Here is a 15,671-nt window from a genome sequence, read left to right on the forward strand (position 1 = left end):
CACGATGGTCGTGCCGTACGTCCCCGGGCATGGTTCCATCACCATGCGCAGCAGCCCCCCAGTTCTCACCCCGCCATGACGTCCTCGTGCATGGGCTCCATCACCATGCGCAGCAGCAACGACGATCCTGGCCCGTACGCCCCCTGCAGGTCCATCAGCATTCACAGTAACGACGACGCCCCTGTGCTGTACGCCCCTGTGTCTGGGGTCCACCGTGCATGACGATGGAAACCGGATCACTCGTCAAAGATGGAAACCGGGTCACTCATCAAACAGGTCCGGCTGCTCGGTCTCGCGTCCCGGCCCCGGGATCGGGCCATCATTTCCGAGGTTACTGACGGTGTCAGGGCTATTGGGGCTGTCAGGGCTGATGGCGCTGCCCGCAGTCGAACGGGGCTGTGCCTCCACTGCGGTCTTCTCGGCAGCACCTGAATCAGAGGCAGTCGGGTGTGACCAGCACCGTGTGGAGATCGCGAGTATCGATGCCGCGACGCTGGTGCCCGAACCGTCACGTCGGGAGTCGACCTCCGGCAGCTCCACCGGTCTGCCCTTGGGACTGCAGGCCACTGCTGGCCTCGCCCCTGCCCAGGCCTGCACCAAGGCCGTCTCACCTTTGAGGAACCGATGACACCGCATGCCCTTGGTTCCTCGTCCCTTGCCCGGGTAGGCCTCGAATGCGGTGACCTTCACCGATCCAGTCGCACCGGACGTGGCATCGTGCCCGGCCACGGTCACGACGACCGAGTCGGGATCGGCCACGACGCCGGCCCAGATGATCGGGTCCGCAGAACGCATACCGGTGACTCCGCCACCCAGGCGCCCCTGCGACCGAACCGACGCCAACGGGAAGTGCAGCAATGCGGCTCCTCGGGTGATGAGACACAACTCCCCGGCATCGCCGTGTGTCTGTACGGCACCGACCACCTCGTCGTCGCCCTTGAGCGTGATGATCTCCCAGCAATCCCTGCTGAGCAGCTCCGGATTCACTCGCTTGACCACGCCATGACGAGTGCCCAGCGCCAGTTCCGGGCCGTCCCCGTCCAAGCTCACGACTGCCAACGCTCGTTCTCCAGCGTCCAGGTCGATGAGATCGGTGAGGGGAGATCCCCCAGACGTCGAGGGTGCCGTCGCCGTGGCGGGAAGCGACACCAGGTCGATTGCACGCGCCCGGATCAGACGTCCTGCCGAGGTGATGACACCGAACTCGCCGCGAGTCGTGGTACGTGTTGCCGAGGTGATGACGTCATGGTCGGCGCGTGGGCCGTCCGATGGCAATGGATCGGTGGTGTCGATACGGGCCAAGTGTCCAGTGGCCGACATGAGGATCCAGCACGGCTCATCGGGTACCTCCAACGGGACGTCGGTTGCGGTGATGCCGGTGGACCCCAGCAGGACCGTCCGTCGCGGGGTGCCGTACTTCTTGGAGACGGCCGTGAGCTCGTCGGCGACGACCTTGCGCAGTTCGTCGTCGGACGTGACGATCCTGGTGTACTCGGCGATCTGGCTGCTGAGCTGGTCCTTCTCCGACTCCAACTCGATGCGGGAGAACTTGGTGAGCCGACGCAGCTGCATGTCGAGGATGTAATTGGCCTGGGGCTCGTCCAGATCGAAGGCCTTCATGAGGCGCTCCCGAGCCGACGCCGTGTCGTCGGAGGATCGGATGATGGCGATGACCTCGTCGATGTCGACGATGGCCAGCAGTAATCCTTCGATGAGGTGCAGACGTTCCTCCGCCTTCCCCAGGCGAAATTTCGTACGCCGTAGGGTGACCTCGAGTCGGTGGTCGAGATAGACGTTGAGCAGTTCGAGCAGGCCAAGGGTGCGTGGCTGCCCCTCGACCAGTGCCACGGTGTTGATGGCGAAGGAGTCCTGGAGTTTCGTCATCTTGTAAAGACGTTCCAGGACGGCCTCCGGGTTGAAGCCATTCTTGATCTCGATGACGAGACGAGTGCCATTCTTGAGATCGGTGAGGTCCTTGACGTCGGCAATGCCAGTCAATTTCTTGGACTGGACCAGTGTCTTGATCTGGGCAATGATCTTCTCCGGGCCCACGGTGTATGGAAGCTCGGTGACGACGATCCCCTGACGACGGGGGCTGACCTTCTCGATCGTTGCCCGTGCTCGGATCCGGAATGTTCCCCGACCGGAGGTGTAGGCGCTCTTCACCCCGTCCAGTCCGATGATTGACCCCCCGGTGGGAAGGTCTGGTCCGGGGATGTAGCGCATGATCTTGTCCAGATCCGCAGCTGGGTTCTTCAGCAGGTACTTCAGTGCAGCGATGACCTCCACCAGGTTGTGTGGTGGAATGTTCGTCGCCATGCCCACGGCGATGCCAGAAGCGCCATTGACGAGGAGGTTGGGGAAAGCGGCCGGAAGAACCCCCGGCTCGGTTGCCTTGCCGTCGTAGTTGGGGACGAAATCGACGGTGTCCTCACCCAGCCCCTCCACCATGGCCATGGCGGCCGGAGCCATTCTGCACTCGGTGTAACGCATGGCGGCCGGGCCGGCGTCGAGGGAACCAAAATTGCCGTGGCCATCGGCCAGTGGCAGCCGCATCGACCACGGCTGCGCCAACCGGACCAGGGCGTCATAGATGGCAGCGTCCCCATGCGGGTGCAGCTGGCCCATCACCTGTCCCACGACACGGGCACTCTTGACGTGTGGACGGTCCGGACGCACGTTCATGTCGTCCATCGAGTAGAGGATGCGTCGCTGCACCGGTTTGAGACCATCGCGTGCATCGGGCAGGGCACGTGAATAGATCACCGAGTACGCATATTCGAGGAAACTGTTCTCCATCTCGTTGGAGACGTCCACATCGATGATGCTCTCGGTGAGATCGTCGCCGGCCGTCCTCCTGGCCATTCCTACTCCTGCCCATGTCGATCCGCCCCGCATGGATTCGGGGTTGGCAAGGTTCCATTCTTGCTCATCGGAGAAATTTTTGCCCGGTGCACCGGCCCCACATCCCAGATGGACTGGACGCAAACCTCCGGTGGGGCAGTGACTGGTGAGTCCTGGGCCGGGGAATCAGCCGCAGGGCGACATCGAATCGGGCGGTCGGAAGGTTCCGCGACGACAGCTCAGCTCAACACGTCCTTGAGCAGCAGGTGGAGTTTGTCGCCATCGGGAGCCCGTACCAGGGGGGCGGGATCAGGAACCCACTGCGCATGCTCGTCGTCCTCCATGATGACTGCCGTGCCGTGTGCCAGCACCTGCTGGGTGGGGGAGAGCTGACGAATGGCGATGGCCCGGACGTGACCTGGTTGCAGCTCGGCAAACTCCTGGTACAGGCTGATGTCGCGCTGACCGTCGTCACCGACGAGCAGCCACGTGATGTTGGGGAAGTCGCGGGCAAGTTCTCGCAGCGCCTGCCGTTTGTGGTTGGGGCCAGAACGGAACCAGCCAGTGTTCGTCGGTCCCCAGTCGGTGAGCAGCATGGGGCCAGTTGGATACCCATGTCTGCGGAGGAATCGCGTGAGGAACGGGTATGTGGTCCACGATCCGGTGGACACGTAGATCACGGGAGCAGCGGGGTGCTCGGCGAGCAGCTTCTGATACATCCGAGCCATTCCGGGAATTGACTGTCTGGCCTGCTCGGTGAGGACGAAGGTGTTCCATGCTGCGATGAATCCGCGCGGCAGTGAAGTGGAGATCACTGTGTCGTCGATGTCTGAGACGATGCCGAAGGTTTGTGACGAGTCGACGACGAGTATGGGTGCGCTGGTCTCGCGTCCCTCCTCGGTGCGTAGCAGGACATCGTGCCAGCCGGGGGCGAGCCCTTCGTTGCGCACTCGGACATCCAGGTACCCGAGTCGGTCGGTGCGTGCCATGATGCAGGCCCCACCAGTCTCGATCTCGATCCTCACCTGGGGGGCTGGCACGGCACCGAAGTTGCGCCAGCCACGTCGCACGAGCATGTCGGAGTCGTACCAGCTCGACGGGTCCTCGGCGATCTCGTGTGGAGCCAGGATCACGCGGGCCAGGATGCGGATGTGGTTCTGTGAGCCGTAGCCACGAAACGGTATGAGCAGCGGTTTCCACTCGCGTCTGGTCAATACCTCACCCAGACGCCGGTGCACGGCGTCCTCGATGCGGGCTCCGATGAACGGACGGTCGGACATGACACAGACGATAGTCGTCTCCAGCCTGTCGTGTGTGCGAGGGAACTCCCCGAGAGCCTTCCTCGGTGCAGAGGCGGGTGCCCATCGACTCACCGCCTCGGGTGCAGCAGAGACCGCATGATTGTGCGGGCTGGCCCATTTGCCTGAAGACGTGGGAAAATGGCGCGGTGAGTTCCAGCGTCCCCACCTATCGATTCGATGAGCCATCGGTCAACTCGTCGGCCACGGACAACCCCGTCGAGCTTCCCGACGAGTTCGTCCTGCCGCGCTACGGCGGTCGCTGCTTGGCTGACGTGATGCCAGCGGTGGCTCGAAGCCTTGGCCTTGACGATCGCGAATGGTCCGGACGCAGCGCACCCGCCGATCCGATGGCTGCCCTGCCGCAGGCACGTCACTGGGTGGTCATGCTCGTGGACGGGATGGGCAGGAACCTGGTGGAGGAACATGCCAGCCTGGCACCGTTCCTCACCCGGATGAACTCGATACCCGACATGACCTGTGCCGTACCCTCCACGACGGCCACCTCACTCACCTGCCTGGGTACCGGGATGGAGCCGGGGCACCATGGCACCCTGGGCTACACCTTCCGCTCCCCAGAGGGGCCGATCATGAATGCCCTGAGCTGGGCCAATGGCCCCGATCCGCTCACCATGCAGGCCCGTCCCACCGCCTTCGAGCGTCTCGCCGAGCACGGTGTGGAGACGTTCAGCATTGGCCCTGCCGGATTCGTCACGTCTGGACTCACCCAGTCTGGGCTGCGCGGTCCGCGGTACCTCTCGGTTCGTGACGAGGACGACATCGACCTGCGTGCCGAACTGGTTGCCGACACCCTGCGCGGCACGACTGCCTCGGTGAGTTATGTCTATGAACGATCCCTCGACCACGTCGGGCATGGCTCAGGATGCCATTCGGCGCAGTGGCGACGTCGTCTCACGTGGACCGATGAGCTCGTCGAGGCCATTGGTGAGGTGCTCACGCCAGACAGCGCACTCGTAGTCACCGCCGATCATGGCATGGTCGACGTGCCGGATGACCACATGATCATCGCCGAGGACCAGGCCGGGTTGCTGGCCGACGTCGATGAGCTGGGCGGGGAGCCACGTACCCGACACGTCTACACCGATCACCCAGATGAGGTTGCCGAGCGGTGGCGTTCCATCCTCGCCGATCGAGCCATGGTCTTCACCGCCGACCAGGCCCTGCACATGGGGCTTCTGGGGAAGTGGGACCCGGCGATGCGCAATCGGTTGGGAGACGTCCTGGCATTCATGAGGGGGCAGTGGGCGGTGATGACCCGTCAGATGCCCAGGGAGATGTCCCTGATCGGTATGCACGGTTCGCTCACGGATGATGAAATGCTCATTCCTCTTCTGTACTGTGAAGGCTGATCCCGTGGCAGAGCTTGTTTTCTACACTGGACCGATGGATTCGGGGAAATCCACCTTGGCGCTGCAGCTCGACTACAGCCAGTCGGCCCACGACCGTCAGGGGATGCGGTACACCATGCTTGACCGGTCCGGTCATGCCGGTTGCCAACCTGATGACCCGGAGCACGCCGCCCCGGACCGAGAAAGCCTAGGCCAGATTGATTCAGAAGGTGATGAGTCACGTCCTGAGGCGTCTCGGAGGAGCGATCCGCCAGACAACGGATCATCTGGCCAGACGATGATCACGTCCCGGATCGGGTTGTCCGCCACGGCCCGTGACGTCAATGGCATCGATGTCTATGACGACGTGGTGGCAACCCTCACGACCGGCACTCGGGTTGACTATCTGATATGTGATGAAGCTCAGTTTTATCGCCCCGAGCAGATCGACCAATTGTCACGAGTCGTTGACGATCTGGGTATCGATGTCTTTTGTTTCGGCATTCTCGCCGATTTTCGAACCGAGCTCTTCCCCGGGTCTCGGCGTCTGGTGGAGCTGTGTGACCGTCTCGACAAACCGCCCGTCATGCCGTTGTGCTGGTGCGGCCGGCCAGCAACCCACAATGCCCGCGTCGTCAACGGGGTCATGACCACCCAGGGTGACCAGGTCGTCGTCGGTGACACCGACACCAGTGACGAGGTGCACTACGAGGTGCTGTGCCGCCGCCATCATCGGCAGCGAATCACCGCTGAAAGGTCACGGGCAACCCTGTCGGAACAGACCCTGCCCTTCGACGAGGTGTGAGGCAGCTGGCACTTCTCGACTCGAGGTCGGACGTGGCCCGGGGCGGGCTCACGCGTGTGGGGCGGGGCCACCAAACATGATCTCGTCCCAACTGGGGATCGAGGCGCGCTTGCGGCGTTTGCGTGACTGCTTCTTCCTGGTCTGGCCTGGCTTGGGACCCTTCGTGGAATTCTTGTCGTCATCGGGGGTCGCGGAGTCCTTGTCGGGGGTTGTGTCGCTGCCCGATGCATCATGTTCCGCTACTTGCCCCTGGGTGGACCCGGTGTCTGCGGCGTCGTCCTCGTTCGTTACCTGTTCGGCGGTCGTGCTCGAGTCGTCGTCGGGATCCGATGTGGCGGTGGCGCTCATGGGGGAGTTGAGGCCTTCGTAGATGTTGACCGAATCCTCCTGGAAACCAGCCACGGCCTCGTACAGGGCGTCCATCTGGCTGTCGGTCGAGGGAACGAAGTCGTAGACCCCGTTGGTCGACGTCATGCCGGGGATCGTCGGGTTCGACGACGTGGGGGCGTCGGCCTGCTCGGTGCTCGAGGCAATGTCCTGCTCTGCCTCATCGGAGTGCTGGTCGTGGTCCGTGGTTGTCCGGGGGCGTTGTGCTGCACGGCGGGTGTCGGCTGCACCGCCAGGTTGGCCCACCTGGTCGGCTTCGCCCGTGCCAGGTGCCTCGGGTTGGCCCAGCAGGCCGGCGAAGAAGTGTCGGTCCGCCGACTCACTCACCGCTCGTACGATTGCCAGCTCGTCGTTGAGATCGACGGTGGGTTCCTCGTCAGGGTTCTCGGTCTCGCGGGTGCGGGACGCCGAGACCCGGTCATCGGTGAGCCACCGGGCTCCAGCATCCAGTGGGCGCGAGCGGCGAGTGTGCTGGTCGAATCGGAAGGTTGCCACATGCGACTGGGGGTCGTCGGACAGTGGATCGGCGGGGCCCTGTTCTCCGTGCCATCGAGCGCAGACCTCCCAGGATCGATCCGCGAGACGACGTGCACTCCAGGTGAGATCGTCGGGATCGAAACCGACCTTGGTGGCCACTCGATCGACGACCGAGCGCAGACTGCGTCGTGACGAGGGATTGTTGCGATGCCGAATCGGACCGTCCAGAGCAGTGCTGACGACGTGGTCCAGCTCGGCGAGCACTGGCACGGCAAAGGGTTCGACATCCTCCACGGACACACCAGCCTCGTCAGCGACGTCTGCCACGCGTGCGCCACTGCGGATGCGCGCCTGAATCTCGCGTGGGCTGAGTGCACTGTCCATCGTCAACCTCTCTTTGTCATGCAGGGTAACCGGTACCCGGGCATTCTCATCCAACCGTATATGGTTGCGTCACCACATGGCTTGACATGCATGTCCCCCGATCAATTTGACAGGCGTGATACACATATGGCCGAACATCAAGGTCAGGGAAGGTAACCATGGCAACTGATTACGACGCCCCGCGCAAGTCCGATGAAGAGGTCCGCGAGGACTCCATCGAGGAGCTCAAGAACCATCGGAACGAGCAGAACTCCGGCAAGGTGGACCAGGACGAGGTCGAAGCTGCCGAAGCCTTCGAGCTACCAGGTGCCGACCTCTCCCACGAGGAGCTGACGGTGCGAGTACTGCCTCGTCAGAACGGTGAATTCACCTGCGCCTCCTGCTTCCTGGTGAAAGGACGCTCTCAGCTGGCCGAGGAGCGGGACGGAAAGTTCTACTGCGTCGACTGCGTCTGAGCCTTCGACGACAGCTGCGAGAGCACCAACCCTTCCAAGGCTGACGGCCTCCCATCCCGGCAGAATGTGGGGCGGGGATCTGGTGGCTGACGACCTCGATGACGGGCGTCCTCCCCAAATGTCGAGATGGCGAGGCGACATCATGCGTCTCGCCATCTTCTCTACCCCAGATATCCCAGATGTGCGCGATGAGTACGGATGCTGCACGGGCATCGACTCACAAGCGGTGAACGCCGGGGGTGGGCACGATTTTTCCACAACCGATTGGGTACCCGTGCGGGTGCGACAGGCTCAGTCGTTGTCGTCCTGCCTGCGCACTCCCACCTTCTTGCCGGTGACCGGGTTCACCAGGCTGTACTTCATCCAACGACGGTTGGTGAACCGACGCGCGATGAGCTGCGCCCCGGCAACTCCCAGGCCACTGGCCACGGCCCACGACAGTGCTCGCCCCGTGGTCTCCTCCGGGTCCTCCGCACTGGGCGGCTCGTCATCTCCGGTGACGTAGCGCCATGCCCCCTCGACGAGCTTCTGGGAGACGAGGGTGGTGACGGCACCGATGGCGCTGGCGTAGATCTTCCAAGCGATTTTTTCGGGCTTCATGGCCCCAATCCTAATGGGCGATCGACGTGTGATGTGGTTCCAGCCGAGAAACCTGCTTGCCCGGTCCTGCCCCCCGAATCGCTGTGGCATGCTTCCCGTGGGCTACACCAGTACCATGCAGATGTGCTTGGCACGGCGACGACTCTGTTCGCGGTGCCGTGCGGACTCGTCACAGGAGGCATCATGATCGTTCCCAGTGTGGTTGACGATGACTCGTCGCTGCCGCGCTACGCACTGCCCGGAGACGCGGGAGCCGACCTGCGTTGTCGGGAACACGTCATTCTCCGGCCGGGGGAGCGCAGACTCGTCCCCACCGGCGTTCGAGTCGCCATCCCCGATGGGCATGTGGGGTTCGTCAACCCCAGGTCGGGGCTTGCCATCCGCACCGGTCTGTCCATCGTCAACGCTCCCGGAACCATCGACTCGGGGTACCGAGGCGAGATCAAGGTGGCGCTGGTCAACCTGGATCAGCACGAGCCCATTGAGCTCCAGGTTGGTGATCGTGTCGCGCAGCTCGTCATCGTCCCATTCGTCCATGCCCAGTTCGTCCGTGTCGACGAGCTGGACGACACCGAACGTGGCCAGGGCGGTCATGGATCCACGGGCCGCGGCTGAGGCGCCTTTGTCGGCCATGCCGCATGACGCAAACCTGCGATGAACTCTCAGGAGACCTGTCTCGCGGTCCTGGGCGTCGTCCAGCTAGAATACGCGGCGTCGCCGTAGGAAGGATTCGCAAGTCGTGTTCGGTCGCAAGAAGAAGAATGACGCCGTCGACGAGACGAGCCCATTTCAGCCCAAGAAGGAAGAACTGGATGAGCAACAGGATCTCGACGACGAGACGGAGTCGCACGCTCCCGGTGACGAGGACGAGGTAGAGGCTGACCGGGAAGACTCGCGGGATGACGACGAGGTGGCTGAGCTGTACCGGCCCAACCTCGAGCGTGTCGACGGACCGTTCGACTACGAGGAGGTCGATCTCGACGCCGATGAGATCGAGCGTATCGACTTCGGATCCCTCATCCTCACTCCCTTCGAGAACATGCAGATGCAGATCCAGCTGGACCAGCAGAGCGGCGCCGTGCAGTCCCTGCTCGTCATGCAGGGCGGCAGTGCCTTGGAAGTGGCGCTCTTCGCTGCTCCATCCACTGGCCTCATCATTGATGACGTCCACCGTGACATGATGAGTGGTACTGCCTCCGAGGGAGGCGAGGCGAATGTTGGCCCCGGTCCGTTGGGAGCCGAATTGCGTCGGATCGTCCCAGTCAAGACGCCAGAAGGTCAGGAGGGCTACCACGTCTCGCGTACCTGGCTGGTCCAGGGGCCGCGGTGGCTGCTGCGTGGTGTCCTCATGGGGGAGGCCGCGTTCCAGGAGGATCTCAACGCCACGGGTCAACTGCTGTTGGAGTTCTTCTGCAATCTCGTGGTACGCCGTGACGGCTCACCACGCGTTCCGGGCGATCTCATCACCTTGCAGGTGCCCAACCAGTTGAGAGCCGACGAACAGCAGCAACAGCAGTGATCCCATGTGGTCCTGGCGCCCCTGACGGCAGTGCATCTGACCTGCATGGTGGCGCACACGTGACTGGCTGAGCACCACACCAGCGACAGACACGGGGACCGGCCCGCATGCAACTACTGCTGATCTGCAGCCTCGGCACGTGCTGCGTTACGGCAACACCGGCTAGGGTAGGGCGCTGTGAATTGTTCCACAGGCCGTGTCGCTGCTCCCTCGACCGGAGGTGAGCAGGACGTGGGCACCGCGTCGGCCCCCATGTGGCATGCGCGACGCCAGACTCATGCCCCCGCAGTGGGTGGCGTTTCTGGCACGGTGTGCGCCCATGCGAGGTTGTCACGCCGAACAGATCACGCCATTGCTCGAAAGGTACACATCGGGATGAGGTCCAGACATGACTTGTGATGCTCATCTTGGCCCCATTGCGCACGGCGGGTACTGCGTTGCACGGGTGGACGGTCGCGTCGTGTTCGTGCGAGGCGGACTGCCAGGTGAGGACGTGAGCATCGAGATCACCGACGATTCCCACGCATCGCACTGGTTCGCCCAGGTCGTCTCGATTCGGCACCCCAGCCCGTACCGCGTCGTGCCCCCCTGCCCCGTGGCGCAGCTGTGTGGGGGTTGTGACTTCCAGCACGTCGAGTTGGGTCAACAGCGAGAACTCAAGGGTGCGGTACTTGCCGAGCAGCTCAACCGCATCGCTGGAATCGACTGGCACGGTACGGTGCAGCCGATCCCGGGATCCGAGGATGGTCTGGGCTGGCGCACTCGTATGCAGTACAGATCCCTCGATGGCGTTCCCGCCCTGCGTGGCCACCGATCCCACAACCTCGTCGCGGTTCCCGACGACGGCTGCCCCCTTGCCCACCCTGCTGGCCGAGCTGCCGCGACTGTGGCAGCACCCCACACCCAGGACCTGCTTCTCGTCACCGTCTCGGCGGCATCGACCGATGACCCACAGGTGTCGGTCATCAATGACGGGGAGCTGGTTCTCGGGGCCACCCCCGTCACCGAGTCGGTGGGTGATCGCCGCTGGAAGGTGGATGCCTCCGGGTTCTGGCAGGTGCATCCGCACGCTGCACAGACCCTCGGATCGGTCGTCCTGGAAGAACTCGCACCACGTCCCGGTGAGACTGCCCTGGACCTCTACTGCGGCGTGGGACTTTTCGCCGGCCTGTTGGCCGATGCCGGAGCTCGTGTCACGGGAATCGAGATCTCCAGACGAGCTGTACGGCTGGCCAGAAGGAACGTGCCCGGAGCCCGATTCATTGCTGGGCGTATGGAGCGATCCCTGGGCAGGCTGCCCCGTCGCACCAATGTCGTTGTGCTGGACCCGCCGCGTCGGGGAGCCGGGCGCAAGGTCGTCGAGGCCGTGGCTGCGACGTCACCTCGCGCCATTGCCCATGTGGCCTGCGATCCGGCAGCCCTGGCACGCGATCTCAAACTTTTTGCCGAGCAGGGCTACCGCCCCAGAACCATCCAGGCCTTTGACCTGTTCCCGATGACCCACCACGTGGAGGCAGTCGCCATCCTCGAACGAGAGGTGTGACTCCCAGCAGAACTCCACCGCGCAGGGGCCAAGCACCTGCTTGACATCAAATTAAGTTGTGTACAATTTTATTTGTCACTTGATTTTGAGCCCTAGGAGGCATACAGCGATGAGCATCTACGACTACAGCGTTCCCACCCCCGATGGAACCGACCTCGATCTCAAGCAGTACGAAGGCAAGGTGATCATGATCGTCAACACTGCCACCGGGTGTGGCTTCACCCCGCAGTACGAGGACCTCGAGCAGATCTATCACGACTGCCACGACAAGGGCCTGGAGATCATCGACATACCATGCAACCAGTTCAAGGGGCAGGCGCCGGGCACCGACGAGGAGATCCATGAGTTCTGCACCCTCACGTACCACACGGAGTTTCCGCAGATGCGCAAGAGTGACGTCAACGGTGAGCATGCGCTGGATCTCTACACCTACCTCAAGGGTCAGCGGCCCTTCGAGGGCTTCGGGCGAGGTGCCAAGGCGTTCGCCATGGGCGTCATGCTCAAGAGGATCGACAGGAACTACAAGTCGAACCCCGACATCAAGTGGAACTTCACGAAGTTCGTCATCGACCGGGCTGGCAACGTCGTTGCGCGCTTCGAGCCCACTGCCGACATGAAGGACGTCCGGGACTGCATCGAGGGTCTGCTGTGAGCCAGGACGATCTGCTGCTCGATCGCCAACTGTGCTTCCCGCTGTATGCCTGTGCGCGGAAGGTGACTGGCGTCTACACACCGTACTTTCGCAAGTTGGGTCTGACGTACACCCAGTACATCGTCCTTCTGGCGCTGTGGGAGCACGATGACGTCTCGGTCAATGACCTGGGGCGACGGCTTCATCTGGACAGTGGAACTCTCACCCCGGTGCTCAAGAAGATGGCCACCAAGGGGTGGATCACACGGTCTCGCTGCACTCGGGACGAGCGGCGTGTACACATCCGACTCACTCCTGAGGGGCAGGCCCTGCGCGATGAGGTGAAGGACATCCCGCAGGCCGTGGGGGCATGCCTCCCGCTGAGTGAAGGGGAGGCGAAGGAGTTGCACCGGCTCCTCCACAAGATCCTCGATTCCCCTGCCGAGACGGGGGCGGTCACCTCCGCGGTGTGAGGATCCGATGTTCACCGATCCATGGCGCAGGAACTCTGCGCTCCCGATGGTCGCATGGTATCTTGACATCAAGATATCCTTCGGAATCGAGACGCGGTGGCGATCTCGCGCGATGATGGAGCCAACGGTCATCTAGAGCTTGGAGTTCATTCGATGAGCATCAACAGTTTCGGCGCCCGGCGTAGCCTCGACGTCGATGGTCAGTCCTACGAGATCTACGACATCGACGCCGTTCCCGGTTCCTCCGACCTTCCGTACAGCTTGAAGGTCCTGCTGGAGAATCTGCTGCGTACCGAGGACGGTGCCAACATCACTGCCGACCAGATCACGGCTCTTGGCCAGTGGGACGCCACCGCTCAGCCCTCCCATGAGATCCAGTTCACCCCGGCGCGCGTCATCATGCAGGACTTCACCGGGGTGCCGTGCATCGTCGACCTCGCCACCATGCGAGAAGCCATCGCCGACCTCGGCGGAGACCCCAACAAGGTCAATCCGCTCTCCCCGGCGGAGATGGTCATCGACCACTCCGTCATCGTCGAGAAGTTCGGCGTCCCCGACGCCCTGCAGGCCAACATGGGCATCGAGTACGACCGCAACCGGGAGCGCTACCAGTTCCTGCGGTGGGGGCAGACGGCCTTCGAGAACTTCCGCGTCGTCCCGCCGGGCACCGGCATCGTCCACCAGGTGAATCTGGAACACCTGGCCCGCGTCACCTTCGTGCGTGAGGAGGACGGCACCAGGATCGCCTACCCCGACACCTGCGTGGGCACCGACTCCCACACCACCATGGTCAACGGGCTGGGCGTCGTCGGCTGGGGGGTCGGCGGCATCGAGGCCGAGGCTGCCATGCTCGGCCAGCCGGTCTCCATGCTCGTCCCGCGCGTCGTCGGCTTCAAGCTCTCCGGGGAGCTTCCCGAAGGAGTCACTGCCACCGACCTCGTCCTGCGTATCACCCAGATGCTGCGTGAGCACAGGGTCGTCGGCAAGTTCGTCGAGTTCTACGGTTCCGGCGTCTCCGCCGTTCCGCTGGCCAACCGGGCCACCCTGGGCAACATGAGCCCCGAGTACGGTTCGACCGTCGCGATCTTCCCGGTCGACGACGTCACCCTGGACTATCTGCGACTCACCGGACGCGACGAGCACCAGATCAAGCTCATCGAGGCCTACACCAAGGCCCAGGGCATGTGGCACGACCCCAGCCACGAGGCTCGTTACTCCGAGTACCTGGAGCTCGATCTGTCCACCGTCACCCCCGCCATCGCTGGTCCGAAACGTCCGCAGGATCGTATTGAACTCACCGAGGCCAAGGAGTCCTTCGAGGGTCTCGTGCCCAGCTACACCTCCAACCCGGGTGTCAAGGTTCCGGTGACGTTGTCCGACGGACGTTCCTTCGAGCTGGCCAATGGCGCCGTCACCGTGGCCGCGATCACCTCGTGCACCAACACCTCCAACCCGAGTGTCATGATCGCCGCCGGTCTGGTCGCCAAGAAGGCCCACGAGCTCGGCCTGAAGCCCAAGCCATGGGTCAAGACCTCCCTGGCCCCCGGATCCCAGGTCGTCACCGACTACTTCAATCGTGCTGGACTGGCGCAGCACCTCAGCACTGTCGGGTTCGACCTCGTCGGTTACGGCTGCACCACCTGCATCGGCAACACCGGACCGCTCATCCCCGAGGTCTCGACGGCCATCAATGACAAAGATCTGGCCGTCACTGCGGTGCTCTCGGGCAATCGCAACTTCGAAGGACGCATCAGCCCCGATGTCAAGATGAACTATCTGGCCTCTCCGCCGCTGGTCGTCATCTATGCGCTGGCCGGGACGATGGACATCGATCTCGCCACCGAGCCGGTCGCCGTCACCGATGGCGGGAAGGAGGTGTTCCTCACGGATCTGTGGCCCTCGGCTGCCGAGATCGCCGAGATCGTCAACTCGTCCATCTCGGCGCAGATGTACACCGAGCGCTACGCCGACGTCTTCGACGGGGGAGAACGCTGGAAGTCGCTGGAGACACCCGAGGGTGACACCTTCGCCTGGGATGCCGACTCCACCTACGTGCGCAAGTTGCCGATCTTCGACGGCATGGCCGCCAGTCCCGAGCCCATGCACGACATCCATGACGCCCGGGTGCTGCTCAAGCTCGGCGACTCGGTGACCACCGACCACATCTCCCCGGCCGGTGCCATCAAGCCCGACTCCCCGGCCGGGCTGTGGCTGGCCGAGCAGGGCGTGCAGCGCAAGGACTTCAACTCCTATGGTTCCCGCCGTGGCAACCACGAGGTCATGATGCGTGGCACCTTCGCCAACATTCGGCTGCGCAACCAGCTTGCCCCCGGCACCGAGGGTGGCTTCACCCGTGATTTCACCGTCGCAGACGGCCCGGTGAGCACCATCTACGACGCCGCGGTGAACTACCGAGCCGCCAACACCCCGCTCGTCGTCCTGGGCGGCAAGGAGTACGGCTCGGGATCCTCACGCGACTGGGCCGCCAAGGGCACCATGCTGCTGGGCGTCAAGGTCGTCATCGCCGAGAGCTACGAGCGCATCCACCGCTCCAACCTCATTGGCATGGGTGTGCTGCCCCTGCAGTTCCCCGAGGGGGTCAGCGCAGACTCGCTGGGTCTGAGCGGTGAGGAGACCTTTGACTTCGAGGGCATCGAGCAGATCAATGAGACGATCCCGCCGACCATTCACGTCACCGCGACCCGGGACGGCCGAACCACCGAGTTCGACGTCGTCGTGCGTATCGACACCCCGGGGGAGCGCGAGTACTACCTCAACGGTGGAATCCTGCAGTACGTGCTGCGTCGGATGGCGGGGTGACACGTTCGGCTCGGGTCGCCTCAGTTGCGCATGACCTGCGATCACGTCTGACGAGGTGCCCCGCGACACGCTGAGACGGGCGTATC

The 15,671-nt window shown here is 63.5% G+C and carries 12 protein-coding genes and 1 pseudogene; 9 read left to right on the forward strand and 4 right to left on the reverse strand.

Annotated elements, in window-relative coordinates:
• Positions 1–261: 261 nt before the first annotated feature.
• Together CKV91_RS06125 and CKV91_RS06130 are read right to left on the reverse strand one after the other, a co-directional pair.
• Positions 262–2,865 carry a DNA gyrase/topoisomerase IV subunit A gene (locus CKV91_RS06125; RefSeq protein ID WP_095140993.1) on the reverse strand — a complete coding sequence of 868 codons (2,604 nt, stop codon included), beginning with the start codon at positions 2,863–2,865 and terminating at the stop codon, positions 262–264.
• A 218-nt stretch (positions 2,866–3,083) separates the two neighbouring features.
• Positions 3,084–3,920, reverse strand: coding sequence for an App1 family protein (locus tag CKV91_RS06130; RefSeq protein WP_036977102.1), 837 nt, complete (start codon positions 3,918–3,920; stop codon positions 3,084–3,086).
• Between the two features lie 500 nt (positions 3,921–4,420).
• Between CKV91_RS06130 and CKV91_RS06135 the strand changes: the two genes are divergently transcribed.
• Together CKV91_RS06135 and CKV91_RS06140 are read left to right on the forward strand one after the other, a co-directional pair.
• Positions 4,421–5,512, forward strand: a complete 1,092-nt coding sequence (locus CKV91_RS06135) for an alkaline phosphatase family protein (RefSeq protein ID WP_095141091.1) — start codon at positions 4,421–4,423, stop codon at positions 5,510–5,512.
• 277 nt (positions 5,513–5,789) lie between these two features.
• A pseudogene (locus tag CKV91_RS06140) lies at positions 5,790–6,296 on the forward strand (thymidine kinase); the annotation flags it as partial.
• Between the two features lie 48 nt (positions 6,297–6,344).
• Here CKV91_RS06140 and sepH read toward each other — a convergent pair.
• Positions 6,345–7,544, reverse strand: coding sequence for a septation protein SepH (gene sepH / locus CKV91_RS06145; RefSeq protein ID WP_065860675.1), 1,200 nt, complete (start codon positions 7,542–7,544; stop codon positions 6,345–6,347).
• A 158-nt stretch (positions 7,545–7,702) separates the two neighbouring features.
• Here sepH and CKV91_RS06150 point away from each other — a divergent pair, with 158 nt between their 5' ends.
• Positions 7,703–7,999 carry a DUF4193 domain-containing protein gene (locus tag CKV91_RS06150; RefSeq protein WP_021103251.1) on the forward strand — a complete coding sequence of 99 codons (297 nt, stop codon included), beginning with the start codon at positions 7,703–7,705 and terminating at the stop codon, positions 7,997–7,999.
• Positions 8,000–8,290: 291 nt separating this feature from the next.
• Here CKV91_RS06150 and CKV91_RS06155 read toward each other — a convergent pair whose 3' ends face one another.
• A complete protein-coding gene (locus CKV91_RS06155; RefSeq protein WP_021103252.1) occupies positions 8,291–8,599 on the reverse strand; it encodes a DUF4235 domain-containing protein in 309 nt (102 codons plus the stop codon).
• Between the two features lie 183 nt (positions 8,600–8,782).
• On the opposite strand from CKV91_RS06155, the gene dut reads away from it, so the two are divergent.
• The 6 genes from dut to acnA all read left to right on the forward strand — a co-directional run bounded on the left by dut (position 8,783) and on the right by acnA (position 15,585).
• Complete coding sequence (gene dut, locus CKV91_RS06160; protein WP_021103253.1) at positions 8,783–9,214, forward strand: dUTP diphosphatase; 432 nt, start codon at positions 8,783–8,785, stop codon at positions 9,212–9,214.
• A 124-nt stretch (positions 9,215–9,338) separates the two neighbouring features.
• Positions 9,339–10,118: a DUF3710 domain-containing protein gene (locus CKV91_RS06165; protein WP_021103254.1), complete on the forward strand. Its 780-nt coding sequence runs from the start codon at positions 9,339–9,341 to the stop codon at positions 10,116–10,118.
• Between the two features lie 388 nt (positions 10,119–10,506).
• Entirely contained in the window at positions 10,507–11,661 is a 1,155-nt protein-coding gene (locus tag CKV91_RS06170) for a class I SAM-dependent RNA methyltransferase (protein WP_021103255.1), read from the forward strand.
• A 109-nt stretch (positions 11,662–11,770) separates the two neighbouring features.
• A complete protein-coding gene (locus CKV91_RS06175) occupies positions 11,771–12,313 on the forward strand; it encodes a glutathione peroxidase (protein WP_021105526.1) in 543 nt (180 codons plus the stop codon).
• Complete coding sequence (locus tag CKV91_RS06180; protein ID WP_021103257.1) at positions 12,310–12,765, forward strand: MarR family winged helix-turn-helix transcriptional regulator; 456 nt, start codon at positions 12,310–12,312, stop codon at positions 12,763–12,765. Before CKV91_RS06175 ends, CKV91_RS06180 begins: the two co-directional genes overlap by 4 nt.
• 153 nt (positions 12,766–12,918) lie before the next feature.
• Entirely contained in the window at positions 12,919–15,585 is a 2,667-nt protein-coding gene (gene acnA / locus CKV91_RS06185; RefSeq protein WP_021103258.1) for an aconitate hydratase AcnA, read from the forward strand.
• Positions 15,586–15,671: the final 86 nt, after the last annotated feature.

It is taken from the genome of Cutibacterium granulosum (genome assembly GCF_900186975.1).
GTDB classification, from domain to species: domain Bacteria; phylum Actinomycetota; class Actinomycetes; order Propionibacteriales; family Propionibacteriaceae; genus Cutibacterium; species Cutibacterium granulosum.